Origin of the sequence: Bradyrhizobium diazoefficiens (genome assembly GCF_016616885.1) — a bacterium.
Lineage (GTDB): Bacteria > Pseudomonadota > Alphaproteobacteria > Rhizobiales > Xanthobacteraceae > Bradyrhizobium > Bradyrhizobium diazoefficiens_F.
The window spans coordinates 1,592,174-1,608,254 of sequence record NZ_CP067102.1 but is presented as its reverse complement, the minus strand read 5'-3'; the positions used below and the strand labels follow the sequence as shown (position 1 = coordinate 1,608,254).

Sequence of the window (16,081 nt, the reverse complement as noted above, 5' to 3'; positions counted from 1 at the left end):
TTATTCTATTTGGCTGATGAGCAATATGAACGGCCAGGTGGCGTGGTGGGGGCTGTCTAACAAGGAGTATTCGCGATGGACAAACCCATTATTGGCGGTCCGGGCAGCAATAGTCTCTTTGGCGGCGACGGTAACGATATCATCACCGACCCCAGGGGCGATGACTGGATCGACGGTCGTGCCGGAAATGATGTCATCTCGGCCGGCGAGGGCAATGACCGAGTCTTCGGCGGCCAGGGCAACGACAACGTCTTCGGCGACGAGGGTAACGACTTCCTCTACGGCGACAACGGCCCCGACAAACCGCGAATCGTCAATGAGGGCAATGATAAACTCTACGGCGGCCCCGGCGACGACGTCCTCTTCGCGGGTGACGGCAGGGATTCCCTGACGGGAGGCACCGGCAACGACACCTTTGCGTTTCAGTTCCACGACCCGCACCCCGGATTTGACCAACAGTACGGGCCGGCCCCCGACCACACCACTATCGTGGATTTCGACCCGGCACAGGACACCTTCACATTCGACGCGGTCGGCTTTGGCAGCGACGGGCTCAACGCGAACTTCCTCAATCACGTCAGCCAGCGGTCTGGCAATCAGGTGGACACCTTCTACAGTGGCCCGGCCTCAGGTGCTCACGGGGAACATGTCGTGGTGATCACCGATCGGGGTTTCTCCAACGGCTCTGACGCAGCCACTGCCATTTCCGCGGCCCCCGGCGACATTATCGCCTACTTTGGGTACAACAGCATGACTGCGAATCTGGCCTACGTCACCTCCGCGAACCACGTTGACGAGTTCGCCCACCTGAGCAATGTGCACAGCGTGGACGGCCTGGCCAGCTTGGGCCTGAGCGCATCGGACTTCACATTCCACTGACCCGCAACCCATGCTGAACCGCGCTCGCCCCGTTCGGGCGGGCGCTTTCGTTTTCCGCTGCTTGCCAGGCGATGGCCGGCGTAGCGTGTTCAGCTTGATGAAGCTGTGTGTCGCGCGCTGGCCGCGGACCCGATCCTCCTGAAGCTCGTCGGGCAAACACCCCAAAGTTCAATCAATGCGTTTGCTGGCACCACTTGATCTCGCGGCACGGGCTTGATCTCGAATGGCAGCCCGCTCCGACCCTCCGGAAGGTCCGTCCCTAACGAGGCATCTCTACCGCTTGTTTGATTTGGTCCTGCTGGAGCGCAGCCTCGACCTCGAGGCCTGTTATCCTGATAACCGACACAGTGGCGGCTCTGAGCGCTCCAGGCCAATTCTGCCGACGCGCGACGCCTTGCGCCCGCCACCGTCTTGTTCTCGCTGCTTAAGCGACCCTGTAAACGTCAGGAAATTGCTGAACCTGGGCCGGCGACGGACTTGAATCGTACGTAGCGTCAGATTGTAGGTTTTCCGACACGGCCGCGCGACTCTTCGGTCCCGCCAAAACATCCCAACAGCTAGCAAGAATTACGAATGTCTCAAGCTCTCAAGGTTGCCTCGCAGCCTGCTCACGCGCCTCGCGGCAGCACGTCATCGAGATGGCCGATGAGCCAGGCGGGAGAACCATCGCCGCCCGATTTGCCCCAGGACAAAGACCGTCACTTGGAGAGCAGGGATAGCCATCTTCGCCTCGCCGCTGGCGGATGGGAGAACGATCTGAAATCGAGTTCCACATCCGAGGCGCCGCCGGTATTCTTATGCGAGGTCAATTCAGGCTACGCGTGCTCGCACCGCATGCGCGACCGGTGCAATGCCGGGATGGATGGACCGGCCAAGGTTCACTGCCTCTCGAGAGGCTGCAGCGTCGAGAGCGTACGTGAGTCGGTTTTGGGAATCGCCAAGGTGCGGGATGTGTTTTCGGGCAAGACGTAGATTGTCTCGTCGGGAGCGTATGGCGGGCGAATGCGCGAGGGTGTTGTCAGGGCTCTTGGTCCCTTCACTGATTCGGAGCCACCCTGCCGAAACCAGGATCACCGCAAGCGTTGCCGAGAACGCTTGCGATCCACAGCGGACGGCCGAAGTTACCGGTAGGCCGATGGACGGATCGGATAAACTGATCGTTGACGACTGGTGCTCTGCGCCAATGCCGACTTCCGGCCGTTTACGTCAAAGGAGAGCTTTACAAGACCCGCGTGGCCTCACGGTGGACGATGAACCGCTCAACCATCCCATCGTAGATTGACGAGAGAAGATGAAATGCGAACGCTACTGGTTGATCATCAAACCGCCTTTGCGCGTGCCGTCCAAGGAGCACTCGTGGCTTGTGGTTTCGCCGTCGATGTGACGCGCACTCTGGACGAAGCGGCGGCAGCCCTTGATTGCGCATGCTATGACATTCTTCTTCTCGAGCTGGCTCTACCGGATGGAGACGGCTTGGACTGGCTGAAGCAATTGAGGCGGAGCGGCAAATCGATGCCCGCGATGGTGATAAGCGGTCTCAACGATCTCGATCGCCGGATTGCAAGCTTCAATGGCGGGGCGGACGATTTCCTGCCGAAGCCCCTGTCTACCGTTGAACTCATCGCCCGGATGCGAGCCATTCTACGGCGATCAAGGCAAATGACGGCCCCACTCATCGTATTTGGGAATGTCGAATTCGATCCGATTGCCCGGCAAGCCTGGGTTGATGGACGGCCGCTCGGCATCGCGCGTCGTGAACTGTGCCTTCTTGAGCATCTGCTCAGCCATGCAGGGCGCACGGTGCCGCGCGCCTCACTGGAGGATAGCATTTATTCGTTCGACAATGAGGTCTCGACCAATGCGCTTGAGGCGGCAATCTATCGTTTGCGCGGACATTTGAGGCGGTCCGCCGCAACGCTACGGATCAGGTCCGCGCGCAGCATCGGCTACTCTCTTGAATTGAATGGCGCGCATCCACCCCGCCATGGGTAGAACTTGGAAGCAAGACTTCCATCGTTTCTTGAAAATCGCTGGTCCTTTCCTTTCGCCCCCCGGGCGTCGTTCGTTCTCGCCTGCCCGATCCTTCTTTCTTCTTTCCTCTTTCCGGCCCTTCTGGAAGGTCCACTTACCGCCGCAGCAAGGATCAAGCGGGTTGATCGACTGGCGTAGCCGACCGGCGCCGTGTTCGTTCAAGAGCTTGATGAGCTGCTCTTCCGGGAACTGCCTTTACGCATCGTCTTTCTCCCTGGAGAGCAGAAGCCCTAACTTGAAGCCGGGTGGTTCAGGGCAGCAGGTCGCTTAGTGTCCAGAATGCCGTGCCCGCGCGGGAGGCGATCCATGTCGAGGCGGCATTTTTCCTGCTTCCAGTTTCTCGGACCCGCCTTGGTGGATGACGAAGGCACTGAATTCACCAGACCGCTGCAGCCGCGCAGCTACGGAACTCGGATCGCGAGTCACATCAGCATGGACGACTGGCACTCGCGCGAAGCCGACGTATGGACGTGGATGCGGACGGCCGCGTGATCGCACGCCATCCCGGTGATCGCGAACTGCAAAGCAAGTTCCCCAACCGGTCGTGCCTCAGAACGAGACCATCAAGATCCGTACCGGTCGCTGACTGGCAGCTTACGTGCCTGCAACAGCATCGCTCGACCGCAACTCTGTCTGAACCAACAAGCGCCATCGATCCGAGCGATAAAGTTGTGCCTGGCGACCGACGTCACACGCAGCAGATTTCGTGATGAGCTGGTTGCTTGACCTGCACTTGAGCTGAGCGCGCCGTATTACGCCCTGATCTTGATCAAGAAATCGCTGACCTGCCCCTGCAACGAAGCGACATTGTTGCTCAAATTCTTGATCTTCCCGACGGCTTGGCCCGCCGATGAGCCAGAGGCACGCGAAGCATCGTTGAGTTGGTCAATATCGCGGGACGCATCGCGCATATCAGCACTGATGTTGGTAATGCTTCTTGAGATGTCGTTCGTCACGATCGACTGCTCCTCTATCGCCGCCGATATGCTGCTGGATATCTCCTGCAACTTGTCGATGATGCCGGCGATGTCGCTCATCGCCGCAGTCGCAAGTTCCGTCCTTTGTTGAATGGCAACAATTTGAGCATCAACCTCGCTCGTCGCTTTTGCTGCCTGCGCGGCAAGATTCTTCACTTCACCCGCCACCACTGCAAAGCCTCGCCCGGCTTCGCCGGCGCGTGCTGCCTCGATGGTTGCGTTGAGCGCCAGCAAATTGGTTTGCGAGGCTATGCCCTCGATCATTTGGACGACGCTGCTGATCTTCGTCACCGAAGCGACGAGCTCACCCAATGTGGCCTCAGCGTGCCCGGTCTTGTCGCGCGCAACCTGCGAAATCTTCGCTGCCGTCGAAACTTGCCGGCTGATTTCCGAAATCGAGGCCGAGAACTCCTGGGCGGCCGAAGAGACCGCGGTCGAGTTTCCTTCGGTCTTTTTCACCATTTCGGTCATGGCTTCGGTGCGAAGACAGACATCGTCCGTTGAAGCTGTAATTTCCGATGCGGCCGCTTGCATGTCCTGCATTGAGCTCACCACAACGTCGACGACCCGCGACACGTCGCTATCAAATCTTGTCGCAAGACTCAGCCGCTCTTCTCGCATACGAACCAGGTCGGTTATATCCTGCCAAACGCATACCACGACCGGACGGCCGCTGAATTCCGAAACAACAAGGCTTATCCTGACCGGAAGGGAGGATTGATCCTTCCGCTGAAGCCACCATTCGATCGCGACGTGGCCTGACCGCCTCACAACCTCGTTGGTCTGTTCGAACATCTGCGCAACAGTCTTGCCGTTCGGTTGAGGATCCAGCGAGAGCGAAGCGATACTCAACCCTTTCAGTTCTTCTCCGCTCGAAAACCCGAGCATGTGAGCTGCAGCGTCGTTGCCGAGCACGCATTTGTCAGCATCATAGACGGTAATACCGTCCTTGATCGACTCGAAAGCCTTGATCGCCATCGCTTCGTCCAAGGTCACTGCTGATGGCTTCTCTCCTCTCCTTGACGTCACGATGGAAAGGACCAACATAAATCCGCCAACAACGAGCCCGCTCCAGAAGTGAAGTGATAGGACGTCTGCATTAGCTGCGACTGTCGCTGTCGGGACGGACAATGCCAGGGCGAGACTTGATATCCGAGTGTGCCACATGTTTCAAACTGCCGGTTGAATCCAACGAAAGTGGTCGTATCGAACCTCGATTAAGACTTCCCTTACGCAATTGTCCTGTCGGCAGCGTTTGCGCATTTTTACATTTATCATCTTCTAAACACCGAAACCGACTTCGATCCAACCCAAAGGGGACGAGAGAATACTTGATCAAACGGCAGAGGCGACGGCGACGACAAACCTGATGAGTAAGTCCAGCTCGAACTCAGCTATGATTGCTCGTCCTAGAATGAGTTTGGCGATCTGCTTTCGGTTACGAAGCGTTCGCATCTCTTCCGGCAATGCCGCAACCGCATGATCATAAATTCGTCCCAGGACGGACAGCTGTTCCGGATCGCATAGGCTGCTGTAGTCCTGTATGACTGGCCCATCTCCACTACCTATGAGCTCGCCGCCGGGTCGCTCGTCGCGTTTTGCCCAGAGGGCGAGCGCTGCGGCTATCAGCTCGATTGTGAGCTCATTCAGCAGTTCGGTGGCCTGGCGTACGTTCTTGCCATCGTCAATCAGGCTTCTGATCTCTTCGATTTGTAGCCCAATCCTCTGCTTGAGCTGCCGGACGCTCGAATTGCAGCGATGAAACTGCGCCATGCGCTCTAAAGGGGGAGGATCGGCTGGACTGTGCTGCGCACGTGTCCTCACCGGGACGACGAAAAACGCTTGACGCATCTGCGCAGGTGAATCGCGGTTAGTCGAAGGGCCAGCGCTCAAAACGCCTTCACTCGATACGCTCGTTTCAGGCGCTCTACTGGCCGATTCCGTAGACCCGTCCCCACTCATAGTCATGACTGCCTCATGCACCCTTCTGGCACGCGAATTTGGAGATTGAGACCTGCCGGCCCGATCGCGCAGGGCTGCCCGACCGCCTGATCAATCGACAAGCGATCTTGACGACCTGCGGTGTCTCAGTTCTAAATTCACCGGCGCGCTGACTATCCAGCGTTTAGGTCAATCGGTAAAATCGATTGTTATGATCGAATGTATCCACGCCGTGGATACACGACAGGAGCTTCGTTCTTCAGCTCCAGCCGCGACCCGTGTGGTCGCTTGCCTCTTGATTGTCGGCGGACGAATGCACCACCGGACACCCGAGACAGTCTGTTTTGACGGGCCGCCCACGAGGATGCTTACGCGCGCACACATTCGACGACGCGCCCCGACAAAGCGCCGATCCTGACGTGGGACAATCGCCTAGCCCTCTTGCTCAACAATGTCTGTTGCTGACGATCATCTGCCGCGCGACGGCTGGTTCGGACAATTTCGAAACCGGCCAACGGCCGCCGTCCGCGACGGCCATATTTTGAGGGTTTGACACGACCAGCCGACATGAAACGTCTCTCATGCCGGGACACCTCACGCTGGGAGCCAGTGAGGTTGGTGGTCTTTCCGGACGATCAGCTTTGCGTTTGCAACACATCATCTGCTGGACCGATTCGAGCAGCCCCCGACACGTCCTGGGCCATCGGAGTCAATCCGGATCAACGGGCGGACTCAGGCAGAATGGACCGACGCGTCCCGACGGTGCGCTGAAAGACGTTGAGCTCGCTTGCGAACCCTGGGACCGCTAACGCGGATAGATCCGGCCGCATTAAAAAGAGCCCGACCCTTTTGGGGCCGGGCGAAGTTCAGTCTGGGAGGAGCGATGCTACAAAACATCGCACCAGCTTCCGTCGGCAGATGGAGGGCTGCCGGCGGTTCATGTACGGCGAGGGCATTCGCCGTTAACTTTGGCGACGAGCAAGCCGATATCCATTACGAATACGAAGTGCTGTCGCTTCCGACCTTTCCATTGATGGCGCGAGTCGAACAATTCTTCCGAACATTCGCGCGTAGACAAGTCGACACCGACCTTCATGAGACCTTCAACACGTCAAAATGAAGGCCATTGCCGAATGGCGCCCGCCGAAAAGATGCGGATGATAAGCCCCTCAAGAACCGACAATCGGCATCTGAGACGGCCCTCACATGAAGCGAGGCAAACCGGCCTGATGATCTATTTCTCCAACTGAGCCTTTCTATCCGCCATTCCGCACAATTGGTAAAATCGATTCTGTCGATGGCGCACATCCAGACAATGAATAGAGAGAATCGCTCCATGGTTTCGGTCTTGAAATGGAGTTGATCTTGATCTCCTCATCTCATAACAAACGGCTTCGAGCACGGGAGTGAGGTGGTCATTGCAGATGCGATCTGTTCCCAGCTTTCTCCGTTCTCAACCGTTGCGCTGGCGGGATAGGGAAACGAACGCTGCACCTCCGCAAGGCACATGATCTGGATGAGTTTCGAGAAGCCCGCGCGGATACTCGCGCGTGATTTCTGTTCACCGTGACGGACGCTGAGAGCGACCCATGCGCTATGGCAAGCTAGATTATCGAAACGGCGAGTTGCCGCGCGGGGAATCGCAGATGTCTAAAATGAACGCACAAGAGATCACCAAACCACAGACTCGCACGCTGCCGCGGCATCTGCGGCGGCTCGAGGCCGAGTCCATCGAGATCATGCGCGAAGTGGTTGCCGACTTCCGAAAGCCCGTAATGCTTTATTCGAGCGGCAAGGATTCGAGCGTCATGCTGCACCTGGCGCAGAAGGCCTTCTATCCGGCGAAGGTCCCGTTTCCGCTGTTGCATGTCGACACAACCTGGAAGTTTCGCGAGATGATCAGCTTTCGCGACGAGACGGCCCAACGTCTCGGCATCGACCTGATCGTTCATGTGAACCCGGACGGGATCGAGCGTGGCATCAACCCGATCGAGTCCGGATCGACGCTGCATACCCAGATCATGAAGACGGACGCGCTGAAGCGGGCGCTCGACGTCCACGGCTTTGACGCAGCGTTCGGGGGCGCCCGGCGCGATGAGGAAAAAAGCCGGGCGAAGGAGCGCATCTTCTCTTTCCGTTCGCATGGACATGTCTGGGACCCGCGCAACCAGAGGCCGGAGCTGTGGAATCTCTTCAACACCCGCAGCCTGAAAGGCGAGACAATGCGCGTGTTTGCCATTTCGAATTGGACGGAGCTCGATGTCTGGGAATACGTCATGCTGGAAAACATTCCCGTCGTTCCGCTTTATTTCGCAAAAATGCGATGGGTGGTCCATCGCAATGGCGCGCTGATTATGGTGGATGACGAGCGCCTGCCTTTGTCTCCGAACGAGACACCGGAGCTTAAGATGATGCGTTTCCGCACACTTGGTTGCTATCCGCTGAGCGGCGCCATCGAGTCCGACGCCGCCACCATCAAAGACATCGTTGCGGAAATGCAGGTTGCGACACGTTCCGAGCGTCAGGGACGGCTGATCGATACCGATGAATCGGCCTCCATGGAGAAAAAGAAGCGGGAAGGCTACTTCTGAATGGATACTGATGCGCTGCGAGAGCTCTCCTTCACCGGCAGCAAGGATCAGCTGTGTTTCATCACCTGCGGGTCGGTGGACGATGGAAAGTCGACGCTAATCGGCCGGCTTCTGCACGACAGCAGGGGGATCTATGAGGATCAGCTGCAGGCGCTTGCGCGCGACAGCGTCAAGCACGGCACAACTGGGGATGCTATCGACTTTGCCCTGCTGGTCGACGGACTTGAGGCTGAACGCGAACAGGGCATCACCATCGATGTCGCCTATCGTTTCTTCACCACGCCGCGCCGATCGTTCATGGTGGCCGATACGCCCGGTCACGAACGATATACGCGTAACATGGCGACCGGCGCTTCCAACGCCCAGCTTGCGGTCATCCTTATCGATGCGAGCAAAGGCGTCCTGGTGCAGACAAGGCGCCACTCCTACATTTGCGCGCTCTTGGGCATCCGGCACGTGGTCGTGGCCTTGAACAAGATGGATCTGGTCGATTACCGCAAGCAGGTTTTTGATCGCATCGTGGCCGACTATGTCAGGTTCGCTTCGAACCTTGGCTTTACGTCGATCGCGGCTGTCCCGATCTCCGCACGATGCGGCGACAACATCATCAACCGGTCCCGCAATACCGACTGGTTTCAAGGCCCTTGCCTGTTAGACTATCTCGAAAGTATCGACATTCAGTCCGAGACGGCCGGCTTGTCCTTCCGTTTCCCGGTACAATGGGTGAACCGGCCGAACTTGGATTTCCGCGGCTACGCTGGGACAGTGGTCTCTGGCAGCATTGCGGTTGGCGACGAAATTGTCGTTCCAGCATCGGGCCGAAATTCGCGCGTGAAGCAGATCGTGACGTACGATGGTGAGCTTGTGCGCGCCGAAGCCGGCGATGCAGTGACCATTACGCTGACCGACGAAATCGACATCGGCCGCGGAGATGTCATCGCCAAGCCGACGGAACGACCGCAGGTCGCTGATCAGTTTGCCGCCCACGTGATCTGGATGGACCAGGAGGTCATGGTACCGGGCCGGTCCTATGGCTTCCGGATCGGCACGCAATCGTTTGCGTCCGGCCGCATCACCGCGATGAAATACAGAATCGACGTCAGCACGGGCGCGCATGTGGCGGCCCGCAGTTTGCGCCTCAATGAAATCGGCTTCTGCAAGATTGCAACCGTACTGCCGGTAACCTTCGATGCCTATGAAGCGAACCGTCGCACCGGTTCCTTCATCGTGATCGATCGCGACACCAACCGGACCGTCGGCGCTGGCATGATTGCGTTTCCCTTGCGGCGTGCCGCAAAGGCCTGCCAGCCGCTCTCACTCGGGAAGAAGGAGCGCGCCGCTCTCAAGCACCAAGGACCCTGCATCATCTGGTTTACCGGGCTTTCCGGCGCGGGCAAATCGACCATCGCCAACGTCGTCGACCAGAAATTATTTGCGATGTCATATCACACCATGCTCTTGGACAGCGACAATCTCAGGCACGGTCTCAATCGAGATCTCGGCTTCACCGAATCGGATCGGATTGAAAACATCCGCCGCGCCGGCGAGGTTGCCAAACTGATGGTCGATAGTGGCTTGCTCGTGATCTGCTCGTTCATCTCGCCCTACAAGGCTGAACGAGACATGGTGCGCGATCTCGTGGGCGACGGCGAATTCATAGAGGTCTTTGTGGATACGCCGATCGGCGAATGCGTGCGGCGCGACCCGAAGGGGCTCTACGCCAAGGCGAAATCAGGCATGATCAAGAATTTCATCGGCATCGATGCGCCATACGAGGCGCCGAGCGCGCCCGAGATCCATTTGACAACACTGAACCAGCAGCCGGAACGGTTGGCCGATACGGTGCTAAACTGCCTGGCCACACGAGGGATCATCGTGCCGACTAATCGGACGGAGAATTAGCCGGCTCGGCTGTCAGAGCTGTTTGCCGACGGACTGACATTTCTCACCTCCAACCTAATCTGGCTGATCGGACCAAACACCACGGCGTCACATGATGCCAAGCTCCTGCACCATCCGCCGACGTCGAGCTTTGCGGGCTTTACATCGCTAGCGAGCCTGGATCGGTCTAGGCTGGCCCGACATTCTCCAGCATGAAAGGCGCGGTTCGGACGCGGCGCGCTCGCTTTGGCTTCTCTGGTAACGTCATGCCTTCCTGCGTCAGTCGGGGCATTGACCAACAGCTGACTACGGTCCCTCTTATAAAAGGCGCCTTGGTGTTGTGGTAGAGCTCGTCTCCGGCATTAGCTTTACCCACACATGCTCGTGTCTCCGGTTCAGACGGCGTTGTGGATCAAATGCGCGGCTTGCGAGCCCCGCTCGCCACATCGCGCCGGGTGGGATAGGTACGCCCTGGCCTTTGCTGCTGAAGTGCGACAAGGTTCTGAGCAGTTCCTGGAAAACGACTCTGCTGCCGAATTAAGCGTCCGCGTGATGTCGCTCCTACCCAAAAGAGCTGCTTGCATTCGGCGTTACTCCGCCGATTCGGGTACTTTACGTAATGTCGCCGCAGAGAGATTCATTGGTCACCTCTAGCACGCGCTCTTGAACGGAGCTGCAGGCCCCACGATCTACGGGGACTCGGTCGGTCGTTACACAACTCCTCTCGACTTCGTTCTGGACAACGCGAACCCACCAAAGAAATCGCATTCCAAGCTTCAGTGTCACCTCCGCTAAACATGTTTCCTGTATGTGTCGGGCGTGACGGCAAGCAAGCCGATTGCACCAATCACTAGACGACACGGGATTATCGAACGGTGGGCTTCGGCGGATCTTCTCAGGAACACTGGGTGAGGGCCGAAGCCAACGCGCACAGATTTGATCCGTTGGATGAGCCTCATGACAGCTGCGAATTCAGAAACTCACTTCCGTGCCGTGTTGCGACGCGTCCTGGACGATGCTGTCCAAATGGTGCCGGAACCTGCGCGGACGTCTTCCTTAAAAGCATGCCTTGCCGAGAAGATTCTAAATCTCGCCGCGGGCGGCGAAACAAATCCAAAAACTCTGACGCGGCTTGCCGTCCGGCTGATTCAGGACTCATGTCCGAGCTGTTCGGGATGTGAAGGTTGGCGACCGGCCCTTACGGCGAGGAAGCGCACCGATCACCCACATGCCGCACATCCACTCTCGTCAGACTAGCGCGACCCGAGGCGAACGACGTATGCACGCCGGGGTCTTCCTAAATGCCGTCGTCTTTCCTGAGCAGTCAGCCGAAAGATTGTGCTGGAACATCGGAAGACAGGCCGCAATTGAAAGAATGGTCCTCAGGGTGATCAACCGGCCGGCCGCGCAATTAGAAGTGAAGCTCGAAGTGAAGATCCCGACGTGCACATCGCTGCACCAGATACCTGTCGCATTTTGAGGACGGCAGACGGCCGCTTGGCCAAGCCAGCTCATGCTGTGGCGGCCCAATGGGTCGCGATCACATGGGCGGCAGCGTTGAGCGCAACTGAAACCGTCCCCATGATGACGAACTGCCGGGCGACATCGGCGGTTGGGTCAATAAATGCGGGGTGAAGGCGAGAAAATTGCATCCGTCTTCGGGTTCAGCACCTCGACAATAATGCCTCGCCAAAATGCCCGTCCGACACCGACTATCTCCACCCCGATCGGATCGACGATCTTGGCTTCGGTCCATGTCTTGACCCAAGCCAGATCAGATAGACGGCTCCGGCGCGCTTGAGCAGAGTGAAGGCTTCCGCACTCGCCATGACGAGCGCAAAGATCCCGACCGCCCCCGGCAATAACATGCACAAACCGCCAACACCGGTGCCCAAGCCGATGCCAGACCATGCGGACGGCCGCCTGCAAACGTTCGTGCCGCAACGTAGAACATCCCGGGTCCTGGTGTGATCGCCACCAGGAGCGCAGCTCCCAAGAACAGCAGGAACACCTGAAACTCGACCATCATTCACCCCATCCCGGCACCGTCCAGCGTCATCCTCTCGGTATCAGAGCGGCCACGATATGGTCTTCAGGGCGATCGCTCCTCGACAATCCATCGATGACGCCGGCGCGATCCGCTGCGTTGCGATTCTGGCTCACCTTTCGTTTGGCGTCGCACCTTGTGATCGGCATGCGCAGGCCGACGATCGCCTTGAGCTGGGCTTGGATGAAGTCAGCCGGAGCGTCCGCGACTGCCCAGCGGTCCTTTTGCGATTGCTCGTGCAGATCCGTCAGTCGTCTCACTATGTCGAGTAACCGGTCCGCATCGTCGAAAAACTCGACCGGGCCGTAGGCATGTACCGCAACGTAGTTCCAAGTTGGCACGACCTTGTGCGTCTCCTGCTTCGTCACGTACCACGACGGGGTGACATAGGCTTCAGGCCCCGCAAAGATGGCCATCGCCTCGCAGGAAGGCTGCAGCTTCCACTGTGGATTAGATCTTGCCACGTGCGCGTAAAGCGTGCCATTCGCACCCTCCGTCTCGTCGAGAAGCATCGGGACCGGCGTGCCGATCAGCCCCTCTTCAATTGCAGTGACAAGGGTTGCCGAGCGGGCCTCGCGCATGGTCCGGTGAATCTCTTCGATGTCCTCGACGCGAAAGGCTGGCGGTATATACATTGCTAGAACTCCTCCGCATCCGAACACTTCGATCGGATCTTGATGCCTGATCATCTAGGCGATACGCAGGCCACTTTGAAGGGCCAGTTTAGAGCGATATTGGTAGGCCAGTCAGAGACAGGAAAGTGGTGCCATAAGCCAAACGTGGCTATGAAGCACTGAAGGCGCGGATCGATGATGGCGTCTACAGACCGCGCGACCAGCTTCCTTCGACCCGCGCCTTCGCGGCCGAGTTTGGAGCCTCTCGAACCACGATTACCGCAGCCTACGAGCAGCTCCTGGCGGAAGGCTTCATCGAGACGCGCAGGGACGCCGGACCTTTGTTTCGCCTGCGGTTCGATCGGGGCGCCTGTCACGGTCCAGCGGCAAGCAGGCGTCAAGAACGGCTCGTCTATCGGCGCTCGGGCGACGGCTCCTCGAGTTGTCCGGACCGCCGATCGCGACCGAAGCCCTGCAGATTTCGCTGCGGCGATATTGCAGCTGCCGATTTCCAGAGCCTGGCCTGGCGGCGCGCTCTGACGAAAGTCCTGAGGACGCCTGGTCCGCGCAGCCTGCGCTATCAGGCCCCCCGCCTCGCCAGTGCACTGAGGCAACGATAGCACTTCCGCATCAGGCCCCATGCTGCTCCAAAACCTTCCCTGTCACGCGAGGAAAACTCGGCGCAGCGCGCGGACTATGGTCGCGGATAATGATTGCGTTCTCGTGTCCCGCCTCGGAACACGTATGTTGGCACAACTTGTGCTGGTCTAGCGGCTACCGGGATTTTGCATCATCCTCCCGGGGCTGGAGCGACGCCGCTCGCACTCATTTCAAGCGAGCGGCGTTGTTGTTTCCTGAGGGGCGCAATTGCCCGAAGCACTCCCGGAGGAAAGCTCGGCCCCCTCTTTCTGGTCGTTGCATCAGAGCGTCGGAAGATGCTCAGCTGGGCAAATGGCTCCGTCCCGATTTGAATTGCGAGTGTCCCAATTGAGGACGGCGTTTGGCCTGTGTGACTGGCGATTATCGCGGGGCGATGGCGATCTCGATGGCGCCTGATACAAGAGATCGCCATTTTTCATGCGGGCGCAGCGGCACTCCAATTCATGCGAGGGCCCGAAGCGGAACTCAAATTCGGTCGCGTGCCCTCAATGAGGAGCTCCCTCGGCGCGCGTCTGGGCCGGGGCAGCAGCCGGTACCAGGTGTACGATCCGATAGCCTTGGTCGTGCAAGTAGCGCAGGAACGCGGGCATCATAGCTGCCGTCCGCGCCTGCGGATCGTGCAGCAGAATGATTCCCTTTTTGGTGATCTCGAGTTGCTCGATCACCTTCTTCAATTCCTGCTCGGGGGTCATGTTTTCCCAGTCGGCCGCCCAAAGATCGGCGCCAAAGACGAGGATGCCACGTGACTGCAAAAGGTCGAGCGTCGCAGGCGTCGAATCGAAATAGGGAAAGCGAAAAAACGGCGTCAAGGGCGTTTTGGACGAGGTGCCGTTGAGCGCCCTCTCATCGGCCGCGATTCCGCGATCGATGTCTTTCCTCGCCTGCTCGAAGCTGATCTGAGACATCATCGGATGCGACCAACTATGGTGCCCGACGGTGTGGCCCTCGGCGGCGATACGCCGGACAAGTTCGGGAAATTCGGCGGAAGACTTGCCGACGAGGAAGAAGGTGGCTCGCACGCACTCTTGCGCGAGCGCGGCAAGTACCTTCTGCGTGTTCGGGGGTCTCGGCCCGTCATCGAACGTTAGCACGACCTCATGGTCGGCTAAGGGCAAGGTCTGCGGAAAGCTCTTCAGGCCGACGGGGAGATAATTTTTTGCATCGACGGCGAGCACGCGCGAAGTTCCAAGCGCATCCTTGCGTGAGCAATCGGTCGCATTTGCCGCGGTAATCCCAGTCAGCAGCGCGGTCGCAGCGCCAATGAGCCGTGAAGCCGCTCTGTGCCGGCGCATCCTCGGCACTCCCGCCCGGCCCAGGTGCTTCACGACCTCATGCGCTCACTGGGGGGTACCGGCATAGCCACTCACTTGTTGCGATTGTAGGGCTCTGGTTTGTGGGGCTAAGGGAAATCTCTTCCGATGACGCCTTCCGTAGATTGCACTCTCGGTCCGGCCGAGCTTGAGCCCGATAACGCGCGTCGGTGTGTTGCTTTTGCCAACTCTTTGAGCTGCCTGACGTCCCGGGCAGTCCAAGGGTTGCCGGCGTTACGCGTTGACTTGGCCATCCCGGCGACTTTCAGTAGCGCGCCGACCGATGGCCAAATGTGCGTGTGTTCGGATTGTAGTTGCCGCTGGTGCCGTAGTTGTCGCGCTGCGTGCTATTCGGATTTGTCGCCGTGTACGGCTGCACATAAGTCCCATTGCTGCGGGTGTAACCTGAGACACCGTGGCTGTTTGGGTTAGAACCCGTACCGAAGTATTGCGCTTGCGCCGCACTAACGGACCAAGTCAACACACACGCTGCAAATATCGATCTGATCATTTTCCCCTCTGCCGTATAGATTCAACGAACTTGTTGTCCTGTTCGAACCATAGTCATTGGCATCTGACCGGCCGGGTTCACCGGCAGATCGCATCAAAGGACGGCCGACCATGAAGCCGCATGCGCAAGGTGCGAAACCAAGCCAGCGCACTCGCTTTAGGTCAACGCCAAGGCAAGCAGGCCCGAGCAAAGCAGCGCAACGCCCCCAGTGGTCAGTGCCAGGAGGCTGCCTGAGACGAAGTCGTGATTTGCCATTCATCGCTTTCAGTTGTGGCGACGAACACGAGCCCCATGCTGCCTTCGATTTGACCGAGGAGCGCATAAATGATTATTCGAATCATGCGCACTATTCCTGCTGTTGTCAGGAAGACATGCTTTTTTCCAGCGCGCTGAGGCGACCGCGCGCCGTTCTGCAACGAAGTTGGCGTTGAGGATCCAGAAGGACGAGCTTAAGCCGGTCTGTCTCTGCGACCCGACATGCTCGTCTGATTGAGAGGTTACGGGGTTTGCATGCCGTTTCTCAAAACTCCGAAGTGCGAGATGTTTCATAAATCCGATACTGCTATCGGAGTAAGCTTTTTTCCATGCGTGGACTCATCATTCTCCTTGTGACCTTTGCAATTGCGCTCGCGGTCCGTG

10 protein-coding genes are annotated in these 16,081 nt (G+C 58.4%); 5 read left to right on the top strand and 5 right to left on the bottom strand.

Features of this window, described 5'->3' with window-relative positions:
* The first annotated feature begins 75 nt into the window (after nucleotides 1-75).
* Both JJC00_RS07470 and JJC00_RS07465 read left to right on the top strand, forming a co-directional pair.
* Nucleotides 76-879 (top strand): calcium-binding protein, encoded by an 804-nt coding sequence (locus JJC00_RS07470; protein ID WP_200472029.1) that lies wholly within the window; start codon nucleotides 76-78, stop codon nucleotides 877-879.
* Between the two features lie 1,296 nt (nucleotides 880-2,175).
* On the top strand, nucleotides 2,176-2,871 hold the full coding sequence (locus tag JJC00_RS07465) for a response regulator (protein WP_200472028.1): 696 nt from the start codon (nucleotides 2,176-2,178) through the stop codon (nucleotides 2,869-2,871).
* A gap of 791 nt (nucleotides 2,872-3,662) precedes the next feature.
* Here JJC00_RS07465 and JJC00_RS07460 read toward each other — a convergent pair.
* Nucleotides 3,663-4,877, bottom strand: coding sequence for a methyl-accepting chemotaxis protein (locus tag JJC00_RS07460; RefSeq protein WP_200472027.1), 1,215 nt, complete (start codon nucleotides 4,875-4,877; stop codon nucleotides 3,663-3,665).
* Between the two features lie 345 nt (nucleotides 4,878-5,222).
* Entirely contained in the window at nucleotides 5,223-5,660 is a 438-nt protein-coding gene (locus tag JJC00_RS07455; RefSeq protein ID WP_200472026.1) for a NolY, read from the bottom strand.
* Between the two features lie 1,823 nt (nucleotides 5,661-7,483).
* On the opposite strand from JJC00_RS07455, the gene cysD reads away from it, so the two are divergent.
* Both cysD and cysN read left to right on the top strand, forming a co-directional pair.
* Nucleotides 7,484-8,419: a sulfate adenylyltransferase subunit CysD gene (gene cysD / locus JJC00_RS07450; RefSeq protein ID WP_200474019.1), complete on the top strand. Its 936-nt coding sequence runs from the start codon at nucleotides 7,484-7,486 to the stop codon at nucleotides 8,417-8,419.
* Nucleotides 8,420-10,321 carry a sulfate adenylyltransferase subunit CysN gene (gene cysN, locus JJC00_RS07445; protein ID WP_200472025.1) on the top strand — a complete coding sequence of 634 codons (1,902 nt, stop codon included), beginning with the start codon at nucleotides 8,420-8,422 and terminating at the stop codon, nucleotides 10,319-10,321.
* A 1,691-nt stretch (nucleotides 10,322-12,012) separates the two neighbouring features.
* Here the strand turns inward: cysN and JJC00_RS38695 are convergent.
* On the bottom strand, nucleotides 12,013-12,333 hold the full coding sequence (locus tag JJC00_RS38695) for a LysE family transporter (RefSeq protein WP_349643534.1): 321 nt from the start codon (nucleotides 12,331-12,333) through the stop codon (nucleotides 12,013-12,015).
* A 22-nt stretch (nucleotides 12,334-12,355) separates the two neighbouring features.
* Complete coding sequence (locus JJC00_RS07440; RefSeq protein WP_200472024.1) at nucleotides 12,356-12,982, bottom strand: FMN-binding negative transcriptional regulator; 627 nt, start codon at nucleotides 12,980-12,982, stop codon at nucleotides 12,356-12,358.
* Nucleotides 12,983-13,140: 158 nt separating this feature from the next.
* Between JJC00_RS07440 and JJC00_RS38890 the strand changes: the two genes are divergently transcribed.
* The gene (locus tag JJC00_RS38890; RefSeq protein WP_200474018.1) at nucleotides 13,141-13,581 is read left to right on the top strand and encodes a GntR family transcriptional regulator; all 441 of its coding nucleotides are present in this window, start codon (nucleotides 13,141-13,143) and stop codon (nucleotides 13,579-13,581) included.
* 525 nt (nucleotides 13,582-14,106) lie between these two features.
* Here JJC00_RS38890 and JJC00_RS07430 read toward each other — a convergent pair.
* Complete coding sequence (locus tag JJC00_RS07430; RefSeq protein WP_200474017.1) at nucleotides 14,107-14,913, bottom strand: polysaccharide deacetylase family protein; 807 nt, start codon at nucleotides 14,911-14,913, stop codon at nucleotides 14,107-14,109.
* Between the last annotated feature and the right edge of the window lie 1,168 nt (nucleotides 14,914-16,081).

Bases quoted from the DNA above. Each gene is read 5' to 3' on its own strand.
- JJC00_RS07440 (WP_200472024.1), bottom strand. From the start codon at position 12,982: ATGTATATACCGCCAGCCTTTCGCGTCGAGGACATCGAAGAGATTCAC.
- JJC00_RS07465 (WP_200472028.1), top strand. From the start codon at position 2,176: ATGCGAACGCTACTGGTTGATCATCAAACCGCCTTTGCGCGTGCCGTC.
- JJC00_RS07455 (WP_200472026.1), bottom strand. From the start codon at position 5,660: ATGGCGCAGTTTCATCGCTGCAATTCGAGCGTCCGGCAGCTCAAGCAG.
- JJC00_RS07470 (WP_200472029.1), top strand. From the start codon at position 76: ATGGACAAACCCATTATTGGCGGTCCGGGCAGCAATAGTCTCTTTGGC.
- JJC00_RS07430 (WP_200474017.1), bottom strand. From the start codon at position 14,913: ATGCGCCGGCACAGAGCGGCTTCACGGCTCATTGGCGCTGCGACCGCG.
- cysD (WP_200474019.1), top strand. From the start codon at position 7,484: ATGAACGCACAAGAGATCACCAAACCACAGACTCGCACGCTGCCGCGG.
- cysN (WP_200472025.1), top strand. From the start codon at position 8,420: ATGGATACTGATGCGCTGCGAGAGCTCTCCTTCACCGGCAGCAAGGAT.